We start from the raw sequence: 22,670 nt of genomic DNA on the forward strand, positions 1-22,670 counted from the left end.
TATCCTGCTGAATTGTAACCAGCATACTAAGCGCCGCCGGGATTCGTTCCGGCGGCGCCCTGTTTTTGCTATGGCGCACTTTCTTTGCTTTTCATTGGTTTAATATCGTAAATTCGGAACTGGATTTTTTGATTATCTAAAAACCAATTATTCACCATAATGACAACCATTGAAGAGCAAGTGAACCGTTACGGTTATGTGACCGAAACTATTGCTGAGGATATTGACCTGATTGCCGAAATTAACCGGTTGAAGAAAGAGAAGAATGCCGTGATTCTTGCGCATTATTATGTTGATTCTGAAATTCAGGATCTTGCGGATTATATTGGCGACAGTCTTGGTCTTTCGCAGCAGGCAGCTGCTACGGAGGCGGATATGATCGTTTTTTGCGGAGTCCATTTTATGGGTGAAACAGCAAAGATCCTGAGCCCGAATAAAAAAGTGGTTATCCCTGACCTGAATGCAGGATGTTCCCTGGCCGATTCCGCTCCCGCTGATAAATTTGCCGCTTTTAAAGCACAATATCCTGATCATATCGTAATTAGTTATATCAATTGTTCCGCGGAAATTAAGGCATTGACAGATATTGTTTGTACTTCATCCAATGCCCTTCAGATCGTTGAAAGTCTTCCAAAGGACCAGAAAATCATCTTTGCACCCGATGCCAACCTGGGTAGGTATGTGGCGCATAAAACAGGGCGTGAAATGGTTTTATGGGATGGTGCGTGTATCGTCCATATTGATATTTCGCGGGAAAAACTGAAACAGCTCCGGGAGGAAAATCCGGACGCGCTGCTGATTGCGCATCCTGAGTGCAAGGAGGATATTCTCAGACAATCTGATTTTGTAAGCTCAACAACCGGTCTGCTGAAATTTGTAAAGGACTCGGAGCATACCAAATTCATTGTGGCGACGGAAGCTGGCATACTGCATAAGATGAAGCAGTCGGTGCCGGATAAGAAGCTGATCCCTGCGCCGGGATCTGATAATAATACCTGCGCATGTTCCGAATGTCCATATATGAAAATGAACACGCTGGAAAAGGTCTATAATGCGCTTTATTACGAACAACCCGAAATTTTTGTTCCGGAAGACATCAGGCTTAAAGCCTATGAATCTGTGGCGCGGATGCTGGAACTGAGCAAAGGCATCTGATTTTTAACCCCTAAACTTCAAACACTTTTCTGATTTTATGCCGCAATTTGATTTTCTGATAATAGGTTCGGGAATTGCCGGGCTGAGCTACGCCGCCAAGTTGGCCAGACATTTTGATAGTATTAACGAGGAGGTTTCCATCGCTGTTATTACAAAAGTCCAGGCTGACGAAACCAACACCAAGTATGCGCAGGGAGGAATTGCGGTGGTATGGGCAGAATCAGATTCGTTTGAAAAGCATATCCAGGATACGATGGATGCAGGGGACGAAGTCAATAAGCGGAATATTGTCGAAATTGTAGTCCGGGAAGCGCCGCAAAGAATACAAGAGCTGATCGATTACGGAACGCGCTTTGATAAAGAGTCCGGCGGGGAGTATGACCTCGCCAAGGAAGGCGGGCATTCGGATCACAGGATTTTACATTTTAAAGATATTACCGGAGCTGAAATTGAACGTGCTTTATTGGAAGAGGTGAACCGGCATAAATGCATACAGATTTTTACGCATTATTACGCAGTAGAGCTGATCACCCAGCATCATTTGGGCGAGACAGTTTACCGCTATCAGGAGGATATCAAATGTTTCGGTGCTTATGTGCTGAACCGAAGGACGGGTGATGTGGAAAAGTTTCTTGCGAAAACCACCATGCTTGCCACCGGCGGGATCGGTAATATTTATCAGAGTACAACCAATCCTACCATCGCTACCGGAGATGGGATCGCTATGGCGTACCGGGCAAAGGGCATTTGCGACAATATGGAATTCATCCAGTTCCATCCAACCAGTTTTTACCAGCCCGGTCAGAAGCCTTCTTTTCTGATCTCTGAGGCCGTACGGGGTTTTGGGGGAATACTGAAAAGGGCGGATGGTACCACTTTCATGGAAAATTACGACAGCCGCCTTTCCCTTGCGCCCCGCGACATAGTAGCTAGGGCAATAGACTCCGAAATGAAGAAAAATGGGGTGGACCATGTATACCTGGACGTACGGCATTGTGACTATGAGAAATTCCTCGAACATTTTCCCAACATCACAGAGTATTGCCTGCAGTCTGGAATCGATGTGAGAAAAGATATGATACCTGTTGTTCCTGCCCAGCATTATATGTGCGGTGGTATACGGGTGAACGAGTGGGGCAAAACCAACATTGACTTTTTATATGCAGTCGGGGAGTGTGCTTGCACTGGGTTGCATGGGTCCAATCGGTTAGCTTCCAATTCTTTACTGGAGGCTGTGGTGTTCGGTCACCGCGCCTATGAAAGTACCGTGCAGGGGTACATCAATTCCCAGACGCCGGATGACATTCCGGAGTGGGACGATTCCGGAACAACACACCCCGAAGAACAAGTACTGGTAACAGAAATGACCCGCGAACTCAATAGTATTATGTCCAATTACGTGGGTATTGTTCGTACGGACAGGCGGATGAAGCGGGCGTACGATCGTCTGGAGTTACTGCATCAGGAACACGAAGAACTGTATAGGGAATCAAAAGTTTCGGTTGCGATCTGCGAGCTCCGTAATATGATATCGGTTTCGTATCTGATCATCAAAATGGCTATGGCCCGGCGTGAAAACATCGGGCTGCATTATAATTCAGACCATATAGATTGAAATGAGCCGGGTTATTATTTCAAAGACCCGGCTTTACGTTATTTATTTGCCAGCACTTTTCTGTCTTTTCGGGTAATGGCTCTTTGCCATACATTTTCTCCTACTTTTTGACCAAGGTAAGTCCCTTCTTCTACACCGTCGCGGTAGTGAATGCCACCATAAACCCGGCTGATGGATGCATCCCAGTAAGCTTCTTCAAATGATTTAAAAGACTTTACGCCATGCCCGTATTTTTTTTCGGTGGTATCCGTAAAAGCCACGTTATCTCCGATGAGATGTGTGAGTACCACACCGCAGGCGGCTGAAATAGAGCTGTGGCCGCTTACGTATTCAGGAAATGCCGGTGTTTCCAGGAACGGACGCCAGTTCGGGTCCCAGTTGTTATTGATCACTGTTTCAGGACGTATACGGACCGTACGGTATTTTTCATCCCAACATGCGACAAACGCATCAAAAATAGAGAGGGCACCCAGCGCATAGGCTTCTGTTACTTTCATAAGATCAAACTTTTTATCAGTAGTCACAGTCCTTATGATCGCCATCCAGTGGCCTGCCGGGGTCATTTTTTTATTGGCAAACATTGCATGCCCCACTATGTTGGTCACAAAAGCATTATCGTCCCAGAAATAGGCCGTCGCTTTTTGGTCATCGGTCAGGTTCTTCCCGGTATTGTAAACTTCCATGGCGAGCTCCATAAACTTGCTGTTTTTGGCAAGATCATATTTTGCAGGAGGCGGGCAGCGGAACTGCGTCACCGAGTCAAGGGCAAAAGTGCGAACGGTGTTCCACATAGGTTCGCACGCATCTGCATAGGCAGGAGGCGTAGGTACCCAAGTGCCTGGTAAATTTGTGACTGTATATCGATAACCGCGAATTTCCTTGTAGTGGTCTTTTGCAGAATAGGCGAGTACATGCTTGGCTACCGTGTCGCCGTACGCCATAGAACGTTCGTAAACGTCCTCAGGAATGCCCATATCCTGGTATTTCTTGAATAAACCTTTTTCATAGTCATCCCACATATTGCCTGAAAAGGTAAGCGTTCTGCCCACTGTGGCGAAAGCCTTGATACTGGCCAGCGGAAAGCAATATGCGACGCCTGGATCGGGTTTTGGCGAGACCGTAAATTTTACCAATTGATTTCCAAGTGATTGATAATCAGGATTTCCGGGGGCAAGTGCTTCGTAAGCCGCAAGGAATGAATATCCGTAAATCCTACTGGCAACAGGGGGTTTGAAGATGTCGTGGATAATTACGTCTGTAAGATGTGTGGCAGTTTCATGAAATAATTGTGGGTCGGATGCTTTGGTATTATATTCTTCCGGCGGAGCATTTTTTTTACAACTGTAAAGAACGGTCAGAAACATCAGGGAGAGTAAGCGAAATTTCATTCGTATATACAAATTGGTAAGGAAAATTTAAAAGCAAGCCACGAATATAGGTAAGAATTCCGCAAATAACTAGCCTGCTTTTCCTCGAATCGGCATATAAATCAATGAAATTATCTAGCGCCCACACTGACTTTTCAATGTATCTTGCAGGCATGAAAAAGGAGAATTCTGATCTTAAAAAAAGAAGTTCACTTTGTTTATGGCAGCAGCGCGGGAGTCTGGTAACGCAAGATTCGTTTTGAGATTTTGGATACAAGTATAGCTTGATCTGGTTGCGCGGATTCTCAACATCCAGATAGGTAAACGGATCGCTGTTGATTGATTTGGTTGGCAATTTTAATGTATGATTTTCAATGGGTTTTTATCCAGGAAGTCCCTGGTGTAGCGGTACCCCACATCGAACAATTGCCCTGCTTTCCGGAAATCGAAAATGCTGAAACGGCTCAATTCGGGCGGTTCTATCAATAGATCACACATTTTGAAACGCTCACGGGTTTTGCCGTGCATAGCGAGGATGAGGCTGCGGTAGACAATTTCGGTGGTTCTTTTCAGCGGTTTGTCGATCGCAAAGGGATTACAGTGTATTCCTACGACATAGTCAGCCTCATTGATGATTGGTTCGACTGGTAAATTGTTGAGAACGCCGCCATCCACAAGGGTATGCCCTCGATATTGTATTGGGCTAAAAACGCCGGGAATGCAGCAGGAAGCAAGTACCGGGATTGCGATTTCACCGCTTCTAAACTGTACTTCCTCTCCTGAAATAACATCCGTCGCAGTTACGACCAACGGAGTTTTCAGGGATTCAAATCGGTTTTCGGGGATGTATTTGCAAAGTACTGCCTCGATGCGGTTCATCTGGAGCAGCCCGCTTGCACCGAATCCAAACCGTAAATAAGGGAAAAAACTGGTCTGGAGAATCAGCTCAATGATTTCGTCGGGGGAATGGCCGTGCGCCAGCATCGCTCCCACAAATGCCCCCGAACTTGTCCCACTGATAATATCCGGTTTGAAGCCATGTTCGAAAAGTGCTTTTACCGCACCGATATGAGCAATTCCACGTGCCCCACCACCCGATAACACGAGGCCCGATCTCATGAATTGGTATCTAAAAAGCTGGTTAGCGGGCCACGCTCACGTATTTTTATCCCTTTTTCTGTATGTTCCACTACCGCTGCTTCGTAGATGGGATCATGCTCAAATAACAGAATATGTGATTCGTTGGCCGCATTTTTCAACGCAAGTTCTTTTTCCTGCATGGTCAGCAAAGGCCGCATGTCGTAACTCATGATCCAGGCTAGCGGAATGTGAAAAGACGAAGGGATCAGGTCGGCTACGTATATTATTTTCTGATCGTTGTAACTGATTACCGGGAGCATCATTTGTTCCGTATGCCCATCCACATGGATAAAATCAATGGATTGAAACGGGGACGTGCCTTTGTCTATAAATCTGAGCCTGCCAGATTCTTGCAACGGAAGAATGTTTTCTTTTAAAAAAGAAGCTTTTTCCCTCGGGTTAGGATTGACGGCCCACTGCCAATGCGCATCGTTGGACCAGTAAGTTGCATTTGGAAATGTAGGCTCCAGCCGGGAACCGTCCTTGGTAAATTGGACCGCGCCGCCAACATGGTCAAAGTGGAGATGCGTGAGTATCACATCGGTAATATCTTTCGGATGGTAACCTTTGTTCTGTATTGATGAAAGCAGTGAGTCGTCACCGTGCAGATCGTAGTGTCCAAAAAACTTCTGGTCTTGTTTGTTGCCTAAGCCCGTATCGATCAATATCAGCTTGTCGCCGTCTTCAATGAGCAGACAGCGCATGGCCCAGGTACAAAGGTTCTTTTCATCTGCCGGATTATGTTTATTCCAAAGCGTTTTGGGTACCACGCCGAACATGGCCCCGCCATCCAGCTTAAAAAAACCGGTATCGATGATATTTATTTTCATAGAGGGTTCAGTTTGATTTAGATGTTTGTTTCTTTGGACTTTGATCGTTTTACGAGTTTTATAAACGATTCGAAACATACTATTATTTTTTTAATATTTACCGCTTGTTCCGCTAAACAAAACGTTGCCTATGCATTCCAGATTTACTTTTTCCTGCGTTTTATGTAGCCTCATTTTTCTTCTTCTGACCGGCTTTCAGCATGTTGCCGGACAGAAAACCCCTGTTCAATATGTAGAAACAAGGATTGGAACGGCACCGTCCACAACCGAAAGTGCCCGGTTTCACAGCGAAGCAGGCAGCGAGTTGAAAGGACAGACTATTCCTGGGGTAGGAACACCCAACGGAATGACCCAGTGGACACCACAAACACGTTCCACTGAGACCAAATGCATAGCTCCCTATTACTATAATGACTCAACTTTTCAGGGTTTCCGGGGAACGCACTGGCTGAATGGGTCCTGTGTTCAGGATTACGGGTCTTTCACGATCATGCCCATGTCGGGTTCACTGACAACCAATCCGGAATTAAGAGCAACGGCATTTTCGCATGATAAAGAAGAAGCTGCGCCGGAGTACTATGGTGTGTGGCTGGAAGCACATAAAATCAGAGCAGAGGTAACCGCTTCCGCCCGCGGAGCGATCATGCGTTTCAGCTTTGAAAGCGGGGACGAATCATTTATAGTCATCGAGCCGAACAGTGATGAAGGACAGGGTTTTGTGGAGGTATTTCCGGAAAAAGGAGAAATCGTGGGCTATAATCCTGTGCACCGGATTTATCAGGGGTCTGGCCAGCCGGCAGGTTTCAGTGGATATTTTGTTTTAAAATTTGATAAAAAAATTGTCCAGTTCGGAACCTGGCGGGAAGATACGCTTACGCCGATGGGAAGAGTGATCACGGGTAAGAAAAAAGGGGAAAAAGTAGGAGCTTACCTGGGTTTTGGGGAAGAAAAGCAAAAGGTACATGTTAAAATCGGCACATCGTTTACCAGCATAGAAGGTGCCCGGCTGAACCTGGAAAAAGAGTTGGAAAAGGAAAACTTTGAAACAGTAAGAAAACTGGCGCAAAAGAGCTGGAACAAAGAGCTGGGGAAAGTAAATGTTAAAGGAAGTGAAAAGGATAAAGTCCTTTTTTATAGTGCATTGTACAGAACCAAATTATCACCCAGGCTTTTCTCGGATATTGACGGTAGGTATCCTTCTTTCGCGGGAGGAACTCCCCTGCAAAAAGCGGACGGATTTGACTATTACTGTGATTTCAGCATGTGGGATAGTTTCAGGGCAGCTATGCCGCTGAACGTGCTGCTGGAACCCCGGAAATCCGGGAATATGGTACAGTCGCTGGTGAAGAAGGCTGAACAAGGCGGATGGATGCCCATATTTCCATGCTGGAACCACTATACCGCCGCCATGACCGGCGATCATGCGATGTCGGTGGTGGCTGATGCTTATGTGAAAAATGTCAGGAACTTCGATGCAGAGAGTGCCTATAAGTATCTCAGAAAAAATGCTTTTGAAGTAAATACTAATTTTAAGAGCTATGAAGAAGGCAAAGGCCGCCGTGCCTTGCAGTCGTACCTGAAATATGGTTATGTACCGCTCGAAGACAGTGTCTGGCAGGCATTTCACAAACGGGAGCAGGTCTCGCGGACGCTGGAATATGCGTACGACGATTTCTGTTTGTCGGTTCTGGCGACTGGCCTGGGCAAGGAACAGGATGCAGCTCAACTCAAAAAACGGGCACTTAACTATCAGCATGTCATAGATCCTCAGACGGGCTATGCGCGTGGCCGGTATGCAGACGGGAAATGGATCGGTAACTTTGATCCTTTTGAAAAACGGGTAAGTTTCATCACGGAAGGATCGCCAGCCCAATATACCTGGTTTGTTCCACAGGATATTGCCGGCCTGCAGAAAATCATGGGTGGAAAGGCTGCGTTCGTGAATAAGCTGGACACGCTTTTTGAAAAAGGCTATTATTGGCATGGAAACGAGCCTAATCACCAGATCGCTTATTTATATGCCTTCGCCGGGGCGCCCTGGAAAACACAGCAGTGGGTCACGAAAACGATCAGAGACGAGTACGACACCGGGATGGGCGGGCTGAGCGGTAACGAGGATGGCGGACAGATGTCTGCCTGGTTGGTTTTCAGTATGATGGGCTTGTATCCGGTTGCACCCGGAACGCCGCAGTATATACTGGGGAGCCCTGCTTTTGGAGAAATTACCATCAATAGCGGAGCCGGGAAGAAATTCAGGATAGAAGCGAAAGGTGTTTCCGATAAGGCTATTTATATACAGTCGGCTACACTCAACGGGCAGGTATTTGACCGGGTCTTTTTAACGCATGACGAAATTGTAAAAGGTGGAAAACTGGTTTTGAATATGGGTGAAAAACCAAATAGGGAGTGGGCGGCCGGCACTTACGGTGTACCCTTTTCTTTAAGCAATAACTGAGGTTAACAAGGCCAATCTGTTCATAAAAGTTATAGTATAATGAAAAGTAAGTTTTGGATTTATTCGTATAAATTAAAATAATATTTCGTATAATGGTGAAATGAAAATATAAAATTTGCAATCGATCTGCATGATGGTTATTTTTCGTTTGTTTCCATCTTTTCAAGCCCATTATAAATGAACCGTAGAAATTTCTTCGAAAAGGCAATTCCGGCTGGCTTTGCACTCGGCACAGTAGCAACCTCTTGTGTGCCCAAAACCCAGCTTCAGTATCCCGACAAACATTTCCATATCAACCGCGGCTATCACCAGATACCAAAATTGCGGTTGTCCATGGACCGGATTGTGAAAGAAACGGTTGGCCTTCGTCCCTTCCGGGCATCGGGGCCAAGGCTGGATGTCGAACAGCTGGGTAACAAGACCATCGTACATAATTATGGGCACGGAGGCAGCGGCTGGTCGCTTTCCTGGGGGACCGGAAACATTACACGCAATAAGGTACTGGCAACAAACGAGAAGAAAATTGCTTTACTGGGATGCGGTACCGTTGGAATAGCTACTGCCCGTTTGTTGCAGGAAAGCGGCTGTGAAGTGACAATTTACACAAAGGACGTCCCGCCCAATATTACCAGTAACCTGGCGACCGGTACGTGGTCACCAGCTTCGCGGGTATGTGACGTAAAGGTGGCGAAACCGGATTTTAAGGCTATCTGGGAAGAGGCAACACGATTTTCTTTCCGTAGATTTCAGTTCCTTTTGGGTATGAATGACATAGCCTGCTGGGCCGAGGAATACAGTGTTTTTAATGAGACACCCGCATATATTCCCGGCGCCGGAGGAGAAGATTTTGAAATTGAGGGACTGTTACCCGAACGTGTAAGACTGGGAGCCAAAGAACATCCGTTCAAAGCCGGATACGTCACCCGCCGGTCCAACATGATGTTCAACATTCCGACATATCTCAGGCATCACCTGACAGATTTTATGATGTTTGGCGGAAAGGTGAAGATACACGAGATTAAGAAATTGGAAGATATCGACGCACTGCCGGAAAAAGTAATAGTGAATTGTATGGGCCTGGGCGCCAAGCCGGTATTCAATGATACGGAGCTCACGCCAGTATCCGGGCAGCTTTCTTGCCTTATCCCGCAAAGTGATATCAATTATAAATTATACACCCAGGGTGCTAATTTTATCTCGCGTAAGGACGGGATTTATATAGGCAGCAACGGTATCGTAGGCAACTGGGACACGACCCCCAGCAAGGAACAGACGGAAAAAACCGTTGGCATCCTCGAAAAGTTGATGCGGGAGATGAAGGGGTGACGGAGAATGGAGGAAAGGAGAATGGAGGAAAGGGAGGATGGAGGAACGGAAGGAAGGGGAGAATGGAAGGAAAGGGAAGACCGGAAGGAATAGCACGAGAAAATTGACGCCGGAGCCCGACGGGCTCCCATACCTCAACCATGGGCATAGCCCGTGGAACTCAGAAAGTAAAACGAATAACTATGAAAAAATCCCTATCCCTGGCCGGCCTGCTGCTGCTCTCCGGGGCGATATTCGGGCAAAATGTTCTGTCGCCGGAACAACTATGGAAACTGGGGCGGGTATCTGCTCTGGGGCTCTCCAAAAGCAAAAAAGAGATTATCTATTCGGTCAGTACACCGGATGCAGCAGAGAACAAAAGCAATCGCAAGACTTACCTGCTTCCGCTGGCAGGCGGTGCGGCAGTGGAAATAAAAAGTACTGAGGGACTACTTCCGAACGACAGGATTTCTCCGGACGGTAAGTTCATCATCAGCAGCGATGCTGTTAAGGTTCTTGACATTACCGGAGCTGATAAGTACCCGGACCTCAAAAAATCCAATGCCTATGTTTTTACCTCCCTGAACTACCGGCATTGGGATACCTGGGAGGACGGGAAATTCGATCATGTTTTTGTAGCACCTTACGGGAACGGGAAAGCAGGGGCGGGTAAGAAGGATATCATGGCGGGTGAAAATTTTGACTGTCCTCAAAAACCCTTTGGAGGGGACGAGGATTTTATCTGGCATCCCGATAGCAAGCGCGTCCTTTATGTCACGAAAAAGAAGTTCGGGACAGACTATACCGTCAGCACGAATACCGATCTGTATGAATATGATATTGAAAAAGGCACTACGAAAAATCTGACGGAAGATAATAAAGGTTATGACGTAGCTCCGGCGTATAATGCAAAGGGCGAATTGGCCTGGTTGCAGATGAAACGGGACGGATATGAATCTGATAAACAGGATCTTGTTGTAAGCAATGGACATGGGAACATTAATCTTACGGGCCAGCGGGATGATATTCATGTAGATGGGTTCAAGTGGGGAGACGATAATAAAACGATTTTTTTCTGGGCGGCGACCGACGGGACAGTCCAGCTTTTTAAGGTGAATTATCCGGGACTTACAATGATAGCGCCGATCATTACGCAGATCACCAAAGGTGATTTTGATATCAATGGAGTGCACGGACAGGTTGGAAATACGCTGATCGTTTCACGGAGCGACATGAACCATGCAGTTGAATTATTTACTGTAAATATAGATTCCGGGGAAATGAGGCAGCTTACGCATGTAAATGATGCTATTTACAGTAAACTCCCGATGTGCAAAACCGAGCGTAAATTCGTCACGACCACCGACGGAAAGCAAATGCTTGTGTGGGTGATATACCCTCCTGCTTTCGATCCTTCAAAAAAATACCCGGCACTGCTTTATTGCCAGGGAGGCCCGCAGGCGGCTTTGACACAATTTTATTCCTTCAGATGGAATTTTCAGCTGATGGCGTCTCAAGGATACATTATTGTTGCACCGAACAGGCGCGGGATGCCTGGGCACGGTACCCAATGGAACGAGCAGGTAAGCAAAGACTGGGGAGGACAGGTGATGGACGATTATCTGTCAGCGATCGATGCAGAATCACAGCAACCTTATGTGGATAAAAGCAGGCTGGGCTGCGTGGGGGCTAGTTTTGGAGGATTTTCTGTATTTGCCCTGGAAGGTTTGCACAATGGCCGTTTTAAAACATTTGTTTCGCACGACGGAGTTTTCGATTTCAGGAGCATGTACGGGACTACCGATGAAATGTTTTTCGAAAACTGGGAAAAAGGTGGTAACTACTGGGAAAAGGGCAATGCGGTAGCGCAGCGTTCATTCAGCCAGTCGCCGAGTAATTTTGTGGAAAAGTGGAATACACCCATTTTTATTATCCAGGGCGGAAAAGACTACCGCGTTCCCATTGAGCAGGGCTTGCAGGCTTTCCAGGCTGTGCAATTGAAAGGGATTAAAAGCAAGTTATTATACCTGCCCGACGAAAATCACTGGGTATTGAGCGCGCAGAATGCCTTAGTCTGGCAGCGGGAATTTTTTGCCTGGCTAAAAGAAACTTTGTAGGCAGCTATTATTTAATTACCCTGCCAATACGCAACAGCGTAGGGAAACGGAACTCTTTCTTCTCGCCGTCTCCCCACGCTTTTTTAAAATCATCTAAAACCGCATCAACAGGATTTTCAGTATTGGTTTTCAGATAATGTTGCACCGCTGACCAGGTATTGAGATACCCTTTCAGATCTTCAATTGTCCACATTGCTCTTTGGGCAAATTTTTCGGAGACCGGTATTTCCTTAAAAGGGAAAGGAATGTTTTTGTATTCATTGTCGATATACTTACGCTCAGGATCCCAGTAATCGTCCAGGATGTCGGCGTACAAATGTCTGATGACAAGGTTGATAGCCTCGTCGGATTCGGGCAGGTTGTAGCCGATCGCGGCGATAATGCCACCATTTTTCAATGTTACATTTACTTTGGCATAAAACCGGTCAAAATCGAACCAGTGAATGGCCTGGGCAACGGTGATCAGATCAAACTGGCTTACTGTAAAGGCATTTTCTTCAGCACTGGAAACCTCATATACAATGTTGTCCTTTTTTGCTGCCTTCGAAATCTGTTTTTCGCTGATGTCGGTAGCATAAACTTTGTCAAAATGCTCAGCCAGCTGCACCGCCAGCTGGCCGTTGCCGGTTCCGCAGTCCCAGGCTGTGTTTTTGTTTGGAACAAAGGACAAGATAAAATCAAAGGCCTCGCGCGGATAGGACGGGCGGAATGTCGCGTAACCGTCAGCTTGTTTTGAGAAATTATCCTTCATATTCTTATTGTTTCCGTGACTGATAGTTAACGATGAAAACTCTGTCCGACGAACTTCATTACTTCCGGCAAAGCAGTTCTCCAGTAAACCCAGGTATGGCCACCATCTCTTACTCGGAATTCATGCGGGATACCTTTGTCGGTCATGGCTGCGTGCAGGTGCATGTTACCCTTGATCAGGAAATCGTCGTCGCCGCAATCAATGTAATATTTGATTGTTTTCAGCTTTTCTACGGGAGTGGTTTCAATGATCTTGAAAATTGAATTCTTATACCAGTGCTCCGAAAGGCGGTCTTTACCCGGTGCTGCTTTTCCAAACAAATTGGTAAATAACCCATCCCATCTTTCCGCTGGCATAGCCGATATCTCTTCGTCAGTCCAGAAAGCCCCGCTTAAAGGTGCTGCTGAGGCGAACAGATCCGGATGTTTGGTCGCCAAAAGCATGGTGCCAAATCCACCCATCGACAAGCCAGCGACGGCCCGAAACTCCTTTTTTGCCCTGATCCTGTACGTTGACTCGATGTGTGGCATGAACTCCTGAACAAAAAAATCTTCGTATTTGGCTTTGCCGTCAGAACTGTTCATGTAAAACGTAACGCCGGCATCCGGCATCACGATGATCATTGCCGGAGCCTCGCCGCTGTTGATTGCTTTGTCTGCAATGTGCTGTGCCTCACCAAATTGTGTCCATCCTGTTTCATCATCCGAGTAACCATGCAGCAGATATAGTACCGGATAGCTTCTGTTTGTTTTTTCATAATCGGCCGGCAGGTAAATACTGTATTCCATTTCTTTGCTGAGCAGCGCGCTCTTTACTTTCAGGCTTTCTTTAATAAGCCCCTGCTGGGCAATAGATTGAAGCGAAATGAGCAAAAAAGCAAGCAGTGTAAATTTTTTCATAGAAAAGGCAATTGTGGTTTGGTTAAAAAATCAGCGCAGGCGAAATGCCACTTTGGTCAGTCTTTCAGGATATACCTCCTGCGGATATCGTTGATCAGGAATTTTTTTTGGGCGGTAAAACTTTCGGGGTGCATGGTTTCGAATATCACATTCCACTCATTAAATCTTCGCGCATCTTCTTTTTCAAAGGCAGCCGCATCAATTTTTTTCTCTTTTAAATATTCTTTGAATTCCATGATCGTAATTTTGAATGCAATATATCAGTTTAATGGGTTCAAGCAATTTACGGGAATGAAGAAAACCAGCGGTCCGATGACCATCGACTTACGCAGCGACACAGTTACCAGGCCAACGAAGGAAATGCAGCAGGCCATGTGGGCAGCCGAGCTGGGGGATGATGTGATGGGTGACGATCCTACGGTCAATGCGTTGCAGGAAAAGGCCGCGAAACTTTTTAATATGGAAGATGCGCTGTTTTGTCCCTCGGGAACTATGACCAACCAGTTGGCGATAAGAGTGCATACACAGCCGGGAAGTGATGTCATTTGTGACAAATATTCGCACATATACCTTTATGAAGGCGGTGGGATTATGCTCAATTCACTTTCATCCGTAAAACTCCTCGATGGCAACCGCGGAAGATTGTCAGCCGTGCAGGTAGCTGAGGCGATCAGTCCGGAAAATGACATACATTCAACGCTCACAAGGCTGGTCTCGCTGGAAAATACCATGAATAAGGGAGGCGGCTGTTATTATGATTTTGAAGAGATCAAAGCCATTCGTGAAGTATGCCGGGCACATGGAATACCGCTACACCTGGACGGGGCAAGGTTGTTCAACGCACTGGTAGAAACCGGAGAATCGCCAGCGCAATATGGACGGGAATTTGATACCATCAGTATTTGCCTTTCCAAAGGGCTGGGATGCCCGGTGGGTTCTTTGTTGATTGGTACCAAAGCTTCGATCAACAAAGCGAGGCGTTTCAGGAAAGTAATGGGCGGTGGCTGGCGGCAGGCCGGGTTTCTGGCCGCAGCCGGGATTTACGCGCTCGATCATCATGTTGCCCGGTTGAAAGAGGATCATATCAGGGCCAGGCAGATCGGCGACATGTTTTCAGACAAACCGGAAGTGGAAGAAGTATTTCCGGTTGATACAAATATCGTCATCATAAGGCTGGCCCCTTCTGTTCCCGAAACTGACTATGTCCAAAAACTGGCGGAGTCCGGAATCCGTGCCGTGACTTTTGGTAAAAATCTGGTGCGTTTTGTGACCCACCTGGATTTTACAGATGAACATCTTAACGAGATGCAGCGGAGGATCGGATAGGGAAATTATACTTCAGGTATAATTTCCTCGTATTCGTATTCCGAATTAGGCCCCTGGTAGATCACCTTCATTCCCGACAGGTCGGCTACGTAGGTATGAATACCCGCCTCGCCGATTTCTCTGAGAAACGTAGGATAGTCCGTCAGCCCCTCCTGATTACGTTTGATCGCGGCTTTCACATCTTCCAGTTTAAATGTTTCCTCACATTCAAACTCGGGCATATCGCCCTGGATGGTCAGCTTTTCCCCGTTGACTGCGGTGTAAGTACGTTTATGATTCCGCACTTTTATTTCATAATTGTCGACACCCACGGCCTTCAGGTTTTTTACAAAATATGGGAAAGCCTGTCCCTCCGACCGCTTTTCCACGTTTTCTATGAGTTCTTCGCTCAATTCGATGATTTCCATAACAGTGCTTTCTAAAAAATGGCTACTAACTATTGGTCTGCCAAACTGCGGATTCGGCTGTAATGTTGTTACAAAATATAAAAAAAGTTCGGGATACAATACCTGTGCCAGTTGAGGCATGAACCCTCCTGTACACTTTAGCTAATTCTCAGGGTATTAATAGCCTGTACCCACTCTTCTTTTTGACAAATCCTGCATACTGCGGTTCCAGGCTGGTGTTTTTCCGTGTGACCGCAAAATGCGCACGAATGGTGCCCTTCCTCGAGAATCATATTGCTCTTTTTAAGATAACGTTCGGGTAGAAGCGGCAACCCGTATTTTACATGCTCATCGGTGAAGAAGAACACGCTTACTTCTCCGGAGGGTTCCAGGTAAGCACTTCGGACCTGTCCCAGGTGCTCAATGCTCTTTACGCGTAATTCGGAAAAAAATTCGTCCTGCGCCAGTGTTTCCTTGCGGAATTCAGAAATAGAAAACCTTCCGTCGTGAATGAGACATACCGTCTTACCTTCGACCAACTTCTCAAACCAGGAGATTTTCCCGGTAAGCCAGGTCACCAGCCGGTAGAGCAAAATGATAGTACTGAATACGACCAGGGCCGGAATAATACCTACATCTTCATAAAACATCGGATCGCCCGCGGCAGAACCCAGGGCAATAATGATTACCGTCTCGAAGATGGACAGTTGCCTGACACCACGTTTGCCTGTGATTCGCAACGCAGCCAGCAGGAATACAAACATGATGGTTGACCGGAATACTACTTCTGCGAGAAATATTGGCGGTAATTCATTGAGCAGCACGCGCTCCCATTCAAAGATTTCTTTCATTTCAGGGTAAAAAGTATAACAGGGAGACCATTGTAATTCCCGGCGAACAGCCAAAAAAAGATGTTACAAAACCATCATTTGGTAAAGTAACATCTAAATCTATCTAGTCTTGTCGACTAGACCTAGTGGGCAATATCGTCGTCGTTGTGATGTACAATCAAAGAACTTCTGCTATCCAGTTTTTTGATCATTTCGTTTGACATAGCATCGGCGTAAACACCGTAACTACTTACTAATGTGCCTTTCAGCCCGGTCTTGGATTCGATTGCGTACAGGATAGACGTATCCGCGGGGTCAGTCATACCTTCAAAACGGTATACGTTAACGATATCGAAATCTTCAGGCGAAAGTGTAAGACAGATACCATCGTCCTGATGAATTTCCAATGCATGCGCCGTCAAATTGAAGTCATAGGTATAACCCTGCCCCTGTAAATCTTCAAGGGTCTCAATAAGCGTGTCAGGTTCCGACATGTTTTTATTTGATGGACTCGGTTTGTTAACCTTGTCCTGATCTGTGCCTTGCAAGTCCATAAGAATTAATGTTAAGGTTATCAATGCTATATGGTATCAGTAAACTGATACTCGCTTTCATTAGGTTATAAGGAAATTGCGGAAGATCGCAAAAGAGGCTTCCCGATAGCTCCCGCAGCTGGCAATGATTCGATTGAGACACAGAAAAAATTGTGCCCGTCAACGTGCATGAACGGGCATCACGGAAATTGGCCCGAAACAAAATTGGAATCGATCAAAGAGTATAAAAGGAGGATGTTTCTGGATTTAATAAATAAGGAATGATGCCGAACATTTTGAGGTACTTTAACCTCAGTTTGGCATCGGGATGTAGAATGAAGCTCTTTTTTGCGCCCGATTTATTATGGACGGTACACAACTTGCCCGGAATTATACGCGGCAAAACAGCCTAATCCGCCGGTTATATTTGTATAAATCAAAGCAGGTTCAGTGAATGGGTTGTCCGAATTACGTCTGAGTTCAAGAGATCTGTGGTATTTAAAATAATGGACATCGGTGTTATACACATCCATGGTGACCATGATGATTTTACTTTTCGGGTAAATCGTGAATTTTCTGTCGTTCCCGAAATCATACACGATAACCCCCGGGAGCCGGCATCGTCCAATCGGTGATGTGAATAACGTGCCGTCCAGATTTGCATCACTCACAAAATCATTGCGCCCAATGGTTTCGTCCCAGTTGAAATTAAAACGGTTGCGGATTCTCATTTCTCTGAATTCCTGTACCGTCGTCCCTGCCGGAATGCTGTATTCCAGATCTACGGAAGCCCTTACCCGGTAATAATTGGTATCGGCAACGATATCCTGCCAGCTCATTTTTACGGTAAGCGTAGTATCAGGATTAAATTCGCTGGCATTGTAAGAAGAATCGATTGTGTAGGTCTTTACCGCTACGTTTTTCCTTGGTACAGTACATTTCGCCGACACAGATCTCTTGCCGTCTGTAACTGAAAGTGTGTAGGTTTTACCAGCTGCAATTGGGAAAGCAGCTCTTTCAATCGTGTAAAGCAAGCTTTCGGTGTCAAAAGGTATCGTAGCTTCTTTGGTGCCGTCTGAGATTTTGACAACGGCATTGAAAACTACATTTTCGCTTTCGGTTGCTTCCCCGAACAACGGTACCGACTCGGTCACCACTACGTTGATCCTGGCGGATTGAGGAGAAATAAAACACTGGACCACCAGTTTGGATTCAACTTTGGGGAGCTTGGATTCCGGAATAGTTGTGATCAGAGACTCGCAGGCTCCAAGTCCGGTTACCATCAGGATCAGCAAGGTTATATTCCGCAAGTTCATTTGTAAAATCTTAGAATTTGAAATTGTAACTGAATGAAGGTAGCACCGGAAACAGCGAGTACCGTTTGAGTGTGTTTTTTGTTTTGACAGTAGTTCCCTCTGTTGTTGTCTCTTCCACTATATCATAGAAAAACGGGTTGCGACGGTTGTAGGCATTGTAAACGCCGAATTCCCAGGTTCGCTCGTGCCGTTTCTTTTTCTTGTGAAACTGGATGGCAACATCCATTCGATGGAAAGCTTCCGCTCTAAAACTGTTTTTTTCGCCGTATTCGCTCACCCGCGGCCCGTTCCAGCCGATGGCCGTTTTTCCATTGGGGTACACCCGGTTTATGAAATTGTCGTTCACGCCCTGGTAGGTCGAAACCGGTAAGGTGAGTGCATTTCCTGTTCCATACACCCAGGTGGCGGACAAAGTGATTTTCTTGTTGATCTCGTAAATACCCACGACGGACAAATCATGGCGTCGGTCATAGCGGGGAAAAAAAGTTCTTCCAAAGTTCAGTTCCGGGAATTTCCAGTATGTCCAGGACAACGTGTACCCGATCCAGCCTGAGAATTTCCCTGTTTTTTTCTGGACTAAAAACTCAGCCCCGTATGACCATCCTTTACCGGCGGTAACATTGTCTTCCCAGCTCAGCTCGTTTGCATTCTCTCCGTTAATGCTAAGGAAAGAAGAGCCTTCCTTATAGTTGAGAATGTTGTTCATGTTCTTGTAGTAGCCTTCCAGCGTAAGCGTGAGGGCTGGCCTTTCCAGGTCTTTAGCAAAACCGACGGCAACCTGGCGCGATTGCTGAGGCGCCACGCGGTCGGTGGTAGGAACCCACAAATCGGTCGGTAGCCCCAGGCCGGTATTGGACAACAAGTGCACATATTGGTTCATCTGCGCATAAGAAGCTTTGAAAGAGAAATCCCTTGCAAGGCTCAGTGCGGCAGAAAACCTTGGTTCCGGCCGGATGTAATTTTTGGTTTGGGTCTGAAATAAGCTCATGCGAAACCCGATATTCATTTTCAGAATATCCAGTGCCTGCCAGGTATCCTCCACATAAGCGCCTGCCTCAGTTGCGTGCACAGGTTCAACGGCTCTTTGAATCGGATCATCGACGAATGAACCGGCTATGGCAAAGGCGGAGGGTACGAACTTGTGAAAGGTAGCTTGCGCCCCGAATTTAACCGCATGCTTGGGGGAAGGGTAGAAATCGAAATCTGTTTTAATGGCAAAATCGCGGATTTTTGAATCATACCGCAGGCTGAACTCATCTTCTACAGTTCCATCGCCATTGATATCTCTGGCATAGCTCGAAACTCCGAAATTAAAATTGCTGAATATAAAAGAGGAATTGACAAAAAGCTTCTGGTTGATCAGGTGGTTCCAGCGCATGGTAGCGGTGGCATTTCCCCAATCCAGTCCGGCCTTGGTTACCGATAATGGGCCTGTTTCATTTGCATAGAATTTATCGCGCCCGAAATACCCGCTCATATAAAGTTTGTCTTTCGAGCCCAGGTCAAAATTCATCTTGGCATTAAGGTCATAAAAATAATAACCGGGCTTTACCTGGCTTTCGTCTCCTTTTTGCTGTTGTTTGATCAACGGGGCCGCAATGGCGTCGATGTAGGTCCGACGACCAGAAATGAGAAAAGATGATTTCTCTTTTTTAATTGGTCCTTCCAGCGTAAGCCGGGACGAAATAAGTCCGATCCCGCCTTCTCCGTGGAGTTTTTCCTTACTTCCTTCTTTCATATTCATTTCCAGCACCGATGAGAGCCTGCCGCCATAACGAGCCGGAAAGCCCCCCTTGGTCAGCTCCACACTCCGCAAAGCATCACTGTTGAATATGGAGAAAAAGCCAAAGAGGTGATTGGCATTATATACCACGGCGTCGTCGAGAATAATGAGGTTCTGGTCGGGTCCGCCGCCGCGCACGTACAGACCGGTTTGCCCCTCAGTCCCTTTCTGAACACCGGGCATCAATTGTAAAACCCTGAGCACATCCTTTTCTCCAAAAAAGGCCGGTATTTTTTTTAACTGCGAAATTGGTACTTCCACCTGGCTCATCTGTGCCGACCGGCTTATATAATCCTCCTGCCGCCGGGCAGATACCACTACTTCTTCGAGCTGGTTGATGGTCGGTAAAAATATATTGATCTCAATATTTTTATTGAGATTGACCTTGCGGTCTGTTTTTTCATATCCAACAAACGAAAACGAAACAGTCGCTGTGTCAGTTGCTGGTAGTGTAAGAGAATAAAAGCCGTAGGTGTTCGTAACCGCACCGTAGGGTGTGCCGGCCACATACACGTTTACGCCAGGAAGTTGCTCCTGGCTTCCTTGTTCCTTTACAAATCCGCTTATTGTTATACGTTCCTGGCCGAATGAAAGAAATGAAATCAGTAAAAATATAAATGCAAAAGTCGATCGCATAGGCAATACCTGCTGGCTTGTAAAATTACTTTGGTGAAAATATAGTACTATTTCAGCGTAACATCACTTTTGCATTTATAAATTTCCTAGCTACCCGATAACGCCTGACTTAAACCGCGATTTTCCAGCAAGTATTTAGGATCGGGTTTTCTGCCCCGGAATGATTCATACAATGCCATTGGCTCGTCGGTAGCGCCTTTTTCGAGTATGTTTTTGCGGAAAGATTTTGCTGTATGGGCATCAAATATATCCCCAGCTTCACCGAATGCGGCAAATGCATCGCAATCCAGCACCTCAGACCATATATAGCTATAATAACCAGCCGAATAGCCACCAGAAAACACATGCTGAAAATAGCTGCTGCGGTACCGCGGGGAGATCTGGCTAATGAGGCCCAGGCCTTCCATTTTTTGCTTCTCAAATAAAACCGGTTGTACCGTGGTGCCTGCCTGCAATGTATGATAGCTCATATCGAGCAGAGACGCAGCCAGGTATTCAACTGTTGCAAATCCCTGGTTAAACTTCGATGCCTTTTTCATCTTATCGACCAGCGTAACCGGAATTATTTCCCCAGTCTGGTAATGCCTGGCGTAAGATTTCAGCATTTCCGGCTCAAAAGCCCAGTGTTCCATAATCTGGGAAGGCAGCTCAACAAAATCCCTGGGCACCGAAGTGCCCGACAGCGTTTCAAATGTTACGTCCGATAGCAGCCCATGCAATGCATGTCCGAATTCGTGGAAAAGGGTTTCTACCTCGTCGGGCGTCAGTAATGCCGGTTCGTTGTCTACGGGTTTTGCATAATTGCATACAATTGAAATTACCGGGGCGATTCGCTGGCCGTCTTTCCGTTTTTGTCTGCGATAGGAAGTCATCCAGGCACCGCCGCGCTTCGAATTTCGTGTAAAGAAATCCATATACAATATCCCTGTCAGCGTCCCGTCAGCTTCTTTTACCTCATAGGCTGTCACATCCTCATGGTATTTCGGGATTTCTGTAATTTCGGTAAAGGTTAACCCGTACAGTTTTTGCGCAACTGTGAAAATCCCGTCGCGGACATTTTCCAGTTTAAAATAAGGTTTTAGTTCTTCTGCATTGTAATTGTATTTGTCCATCCGCACTTTGTCGGCATAGTAAAACCAGTCGAAGGCTTGCAGTTTTTCATTTTTACCATTTTTGTCCATCAAAAGCTGCATTTCCGAGGCTTCATTTTTGGCTACCGGCAGTGCCGCTTTCCATAAAGAATCAAGAAGGTCGTACACCTGATTGGTCGTTTTGGCCATGCTTTCTTCCAGTACATATGCTGCGTGGGACTGGTAACCCAATAAAGCTGCTTTTTCTGCCCTTAATGCTGCGATTTGGACAACAATTTCATTGTTATCAAATTCATTGTTATGGTTGCAGCGATTGGTGTAGGCGACATATATTTTTTCCCGGAGCTGCCGGTCGTCGGCATATTGTAAAAATGGCATTACACTTGGATTATGCAGCGAAAATTTCCATTTGCCATCTTCTCCTGCATCTTTAGCAGCCTGGGCTGCTGCTGATTTCAGGGAATCGGGCAAACCTGAAAGTTGGGATTCCTGGTCGGCAATCAGCTCAAAGCTGTTCGTTTCAGCCAGTAAGTTCTGACCAAAACGGACAGTGAGGACGGAAAGCTCCTTGTTGATTTCACGCATTCTTAATTGGTGACCGGCGTCGAGATTAGCGCCGCTTCTTACAAATGCCTTGTAAGCTTTTTCCATCAGGCGCGCCTGCTCCGGTGTCAGGCCCAGTTCCGGTAACCGGTCGTTAACACTTTTGACGCGTCTGAAAAGCGCCTCATTGAGATAAATGTCATCGCTGTGGCGGGAAAGTTCGGGCGCTATTTCTTTGGATATCGCTTCAATTTCCGGATTGGTGTTGGCCGACGAGAGGTTGAAGAAAACGGAAGCTACCTTTTTTAATAACTCTCCGCTTTCCTCCAGTGCGAGAATGGTATTTTCAAAGTCAGGAGCTGTTTCCTGCGCACAGATTTCAGTTATTTCATCTTGTTGTTTTTTCATACCCTGCCCGAATGCGGGCATAAAATGTTCGGGTCTGATGGCCTCAAACGGCGGTACCTGAAACGGTGTTTTGTATGGCTCTGAAAAAGGATTTTTAACTTCTTGCCCCTGAACAGATTCATTGAATGATATGGACATGCTAATTGTGGAAATGTTGAACTTTCAGCACGCAATTTATCAATTC

General features: G+C 46.3%; 18 protein-coding genes. 6 read left to right on the forward strand and 12 right to left on the reverse strand.

The features are described 5' to 3' along the window. Window positions 1–159: 159 nt before the first annotated feature. Both nadA and nadB read left to right on the forward strand, forming a co-directional pair. Window positions 160–1,155 carry a quinolinate synthase NadA gene (gene nadA, locus FBF61_RS10920; protein ID WP_138477271.1) on the forward strand — a complete coding sequence of 332 codons (996 nt, stop codon included), beginning with the start codon at window positions 160–162 and terminating at the stop codon, window positions 1,153–1,155. A 37-nt stretch (window positions 1,156–1,192) separates the two neighbouring features. After that, the gene (nadB, locus tag FBF61_RS10925; RefSeq protein ID WP_138477272.1) at window positions 1,193–2,770 is read left to right on the forward strand and encodes an L-aspartate oxidase; all 1,578 of its coding nucleotides are present in this window, start codon (window positions 1,193–1,195) and stop codon (window positions 2,768–2,770) included. Window positions 2,771–2,808: 38 nt separating this feature from the next. Here nadB and FBF61_RS10930 read toward each other — a convergent pair whose 3' ends face one another. The 3 genes from FBF61_RS10930 to FBF61_RS10940 all read right to left on the reverse strand — a co-directional run bounded on the left by FBF61_RS10930 (window position 2,809) and on the right by FBF61_RS10940 (window position 6,107). Next, window positions 2,809–4,158 carry a vanadium-dependent haloperoxidase gene (locus tag FBF61_RS10930; RefSeq protein WP_138477273.1) on the reverse strand — a complete coding sequence of 450 codons (1,350 nt, stop codon included), beginning with the start codon at window positions 4,156–4,158 and terminating at the stop codon, window positions 2,809–2,811. Between the two features lie 336 nt (window positions 4,159–4,494). Beyond that, on the reverse strand, window positions 4,495–5,256 hold the full coding sequence (locus FBF61_RS10935; RefSeq protein ID WP_138477274.1) for a patatin-like phospholipase family protein: 762 nt from the start codon (window positions 5,254–5,256) through the stop codon (window positions 4,495–4,497). Next, window positions 5,253–6,107, reverse strand: a complete 855-nt coding sequence (locus FBF61_RS10940) for an MBL fold metallo-hydrolase (protein ID WP_138477275.1) — start codon at window positions 6,105–6,107, stop codon at window positions 5,253–5,255. Before FBF61_RS10940 ends, FBF61_RS10935 begins: the two co-directional genes overlap by 4 nt. Before the next feature lie 130 nt (window positions 6,108–6,237). Between FBF61_RS10940 and FBF61_RS10945 the strand changes: the two genes are divergently transcribed. From FBF61_RS10945 to FBF61_RS10955, 3 genes are all read left to right on the forward strand, one after another. Beyond that, window positions 6,238–8,562, forward strand: coding sequence for a GH92 family glycosyl hydrolase (locus tag FBF61_RS10945; RefSeq protein WP_138477276.1), 2,325 nt, complete (start codon window positions 6,238–6,240; stop codon window positions 8,560–8,562). A 177-nt stretch (window positions 8,563–8,739) separates the two neighbouring features. After that, on the forward strand, window positions 8,740–9,888 hold the full coding sequence (locus FBF61_RS10950) for an FAD-dependent oxidoreductase (protein ID WP_138477277.1): 1,149 nt from the start codon (window positions 8,740–8,742) through the stop codon (window positions 9,886–9,888). Between the two features lie 182 nt (window positions 9,889–10,070). Further along, a complete protein-coding gene (locus tag FBF61_RS10955) occupies window positions 10,071–11,984 on the forward strand; it encodes a S9 family peptidase (protein ID WP_138477278.1) in 1,914 nt (637 codons plus the stop codon). 7 nt (window positions 11,985–11,991) lie between these two features. On the opposite strand, the gene FBF61_RS10960 is transcribed toward FBF61_RS10955, so the two are convergent. From FBF61_RS10960 to FBF61_RS10970, 3 genes are read right to left on the reverse strand one after another with little or no spacing between them, the layout of a single operon-like run. Then, window positions 11,992–12,735 (reverse strand): class I SAM-dependent methyltransferase, encoded by a 744-nt coding sequence (locus FBF61_RS10960; protein WP_138477279.1) that lies wholly within the window; start codon window positions 12,733–12,735, stop codon window positions 11,992–11,994. Window positions 12,736–12,761: 26 nt separating this feature from the next. Next, window positions 12,762–13,634: an alpha/beta hydrolase gene (locus FBF61_RS10965; RefSeq protein ID WP_138477280.1), complete on the reverse strand. Its 873-nt coding sequence runs from the start codon at window positions 13,632–13,634 to the stop codon at window positions 12,762–12,764. Between the two features lie 56 nt (window positions 13,635–13,690). Beyond that, the gene (locus tag FBF61_RS10970) at window positions 13,691–13,870 is read right to left on the reverse strand and encodes a hypothetical protein (protein WP_138477281.1); all 180 of its coding nucleotides are present in this window, start codon (window positions 13,868–13,870) and stop codon (window positions 13,691–13,693) included. Window positions 13,871–13,946: 76 nt separating this feature from the next. Between FBF61_RS10970 and FBF61_RS10975 the strand changes: the two genes are divergently transcribed. After that, window positions 13,947–14,960 carry a threonine aldolase family protein gene (locus tag FBF61_RS10975; RefSeq protein WP_138478054.1) on the forward strand — a complete coding sequence of 338 codons (1,014 nt, stop codon included), beginning with the start codon at window positions 13,947–13,949 and terminating at the stop codon, window positions 14,958–14,960. Between the two features lie 5 nt (window positions 14,961–14,965). Here the strand turns inward: FBF61_RS10975 and FBF61_RS10980 are convergent, their stop codons facing one another. The 6 genes from FBF61_RS10980 to FBF61_RS11005 form a co-directional block, all read right to left on the reverse strand. After that, window positions 14,966–15,367, reverse strand: coding sequence for a DUF1398 family protein (locus tag FBF61_RS10980; RefSeq protein ID WP_138477282.1), 402 nt, complete (start codon window positions 15,365–15,367; stop codon window positions 14,966–14,968). A 137-nt stretch (window positions 15,368–15,504) separates the two neighbouring features. After that, the gene (locus FBF61_RS10985) at window positions 15,505–16,197 is read right to left on the reverse strand and encodes a DUF421 domain-containing protein (RefSeq protein WP_138477283.1); all 693 of its coding nucleotides are present in this window, start codon (window positions 16,195–16,197) and stop codon (window positions 15,505–15,507) included. 122 nt (window positions 16,198–16,319) lie between these two features. Then, on the reverse strand, window positions 16,320–16,730 hold the full coding sequence (locus tag FBF61_RS10990; protein WP_138477284.1) for a hypothetical protein: 411 nt from the start codon (window positions 16,728–16,730) through the stop codon (window positions 16,320–16,322). 341 nt (window positions 16,731–17,071) lie between these two features. Then, complete coding sequence (locus FBF61_RS10995; RefSeq protein ID WP_138477285.1) at window positions 17,072–18,025, reverse strand: DUF4249 domain-containing protein; 954 nt, start codon at window positions 18,023–18,025, stop codon at window positions 17,072–17,074. A gap of 10 nt (window positions 18,026–18,035) precedes the next feature. Beyond that, the gene (locus FBF61_RS11000; protein WP_138477286.1) at window positions 18,036–20,444 is read right to left on the reverse strand and encodes a TonB-dependent receptor; all 2,409 of its coding nucleotides are present in this window, start codon (window positions 20,442–20,444) and stop codon (window positions 18,036–18,038) included. An 86-nt stretch (window positions 20,445–20,530) separates the two neighbouring features. Then, on the reverse strand, window positions 20,531–22,624 hold the full coding sequence (locus FBF61_RS11005; RefSeq protein WP_138477287.1) for a M3 family metallopeptidase: 2,094 nt from the start codon (window positions 22,622–22,624) through the stop codon (window positions 20,531–20,533). Window positions 22,625–22,670: the final 46 nt, after the last annotated feature.

Origin of the sequence: Dyadobacter bucti (genome assembly GCF_005869225.1) — a bacterium.
Lineage (GTDB): Bacteria > Bacteroidota > Bacteroidia > Cytophagales > Spirosomataceae > Dyadobacter > Dyadobacter bucti.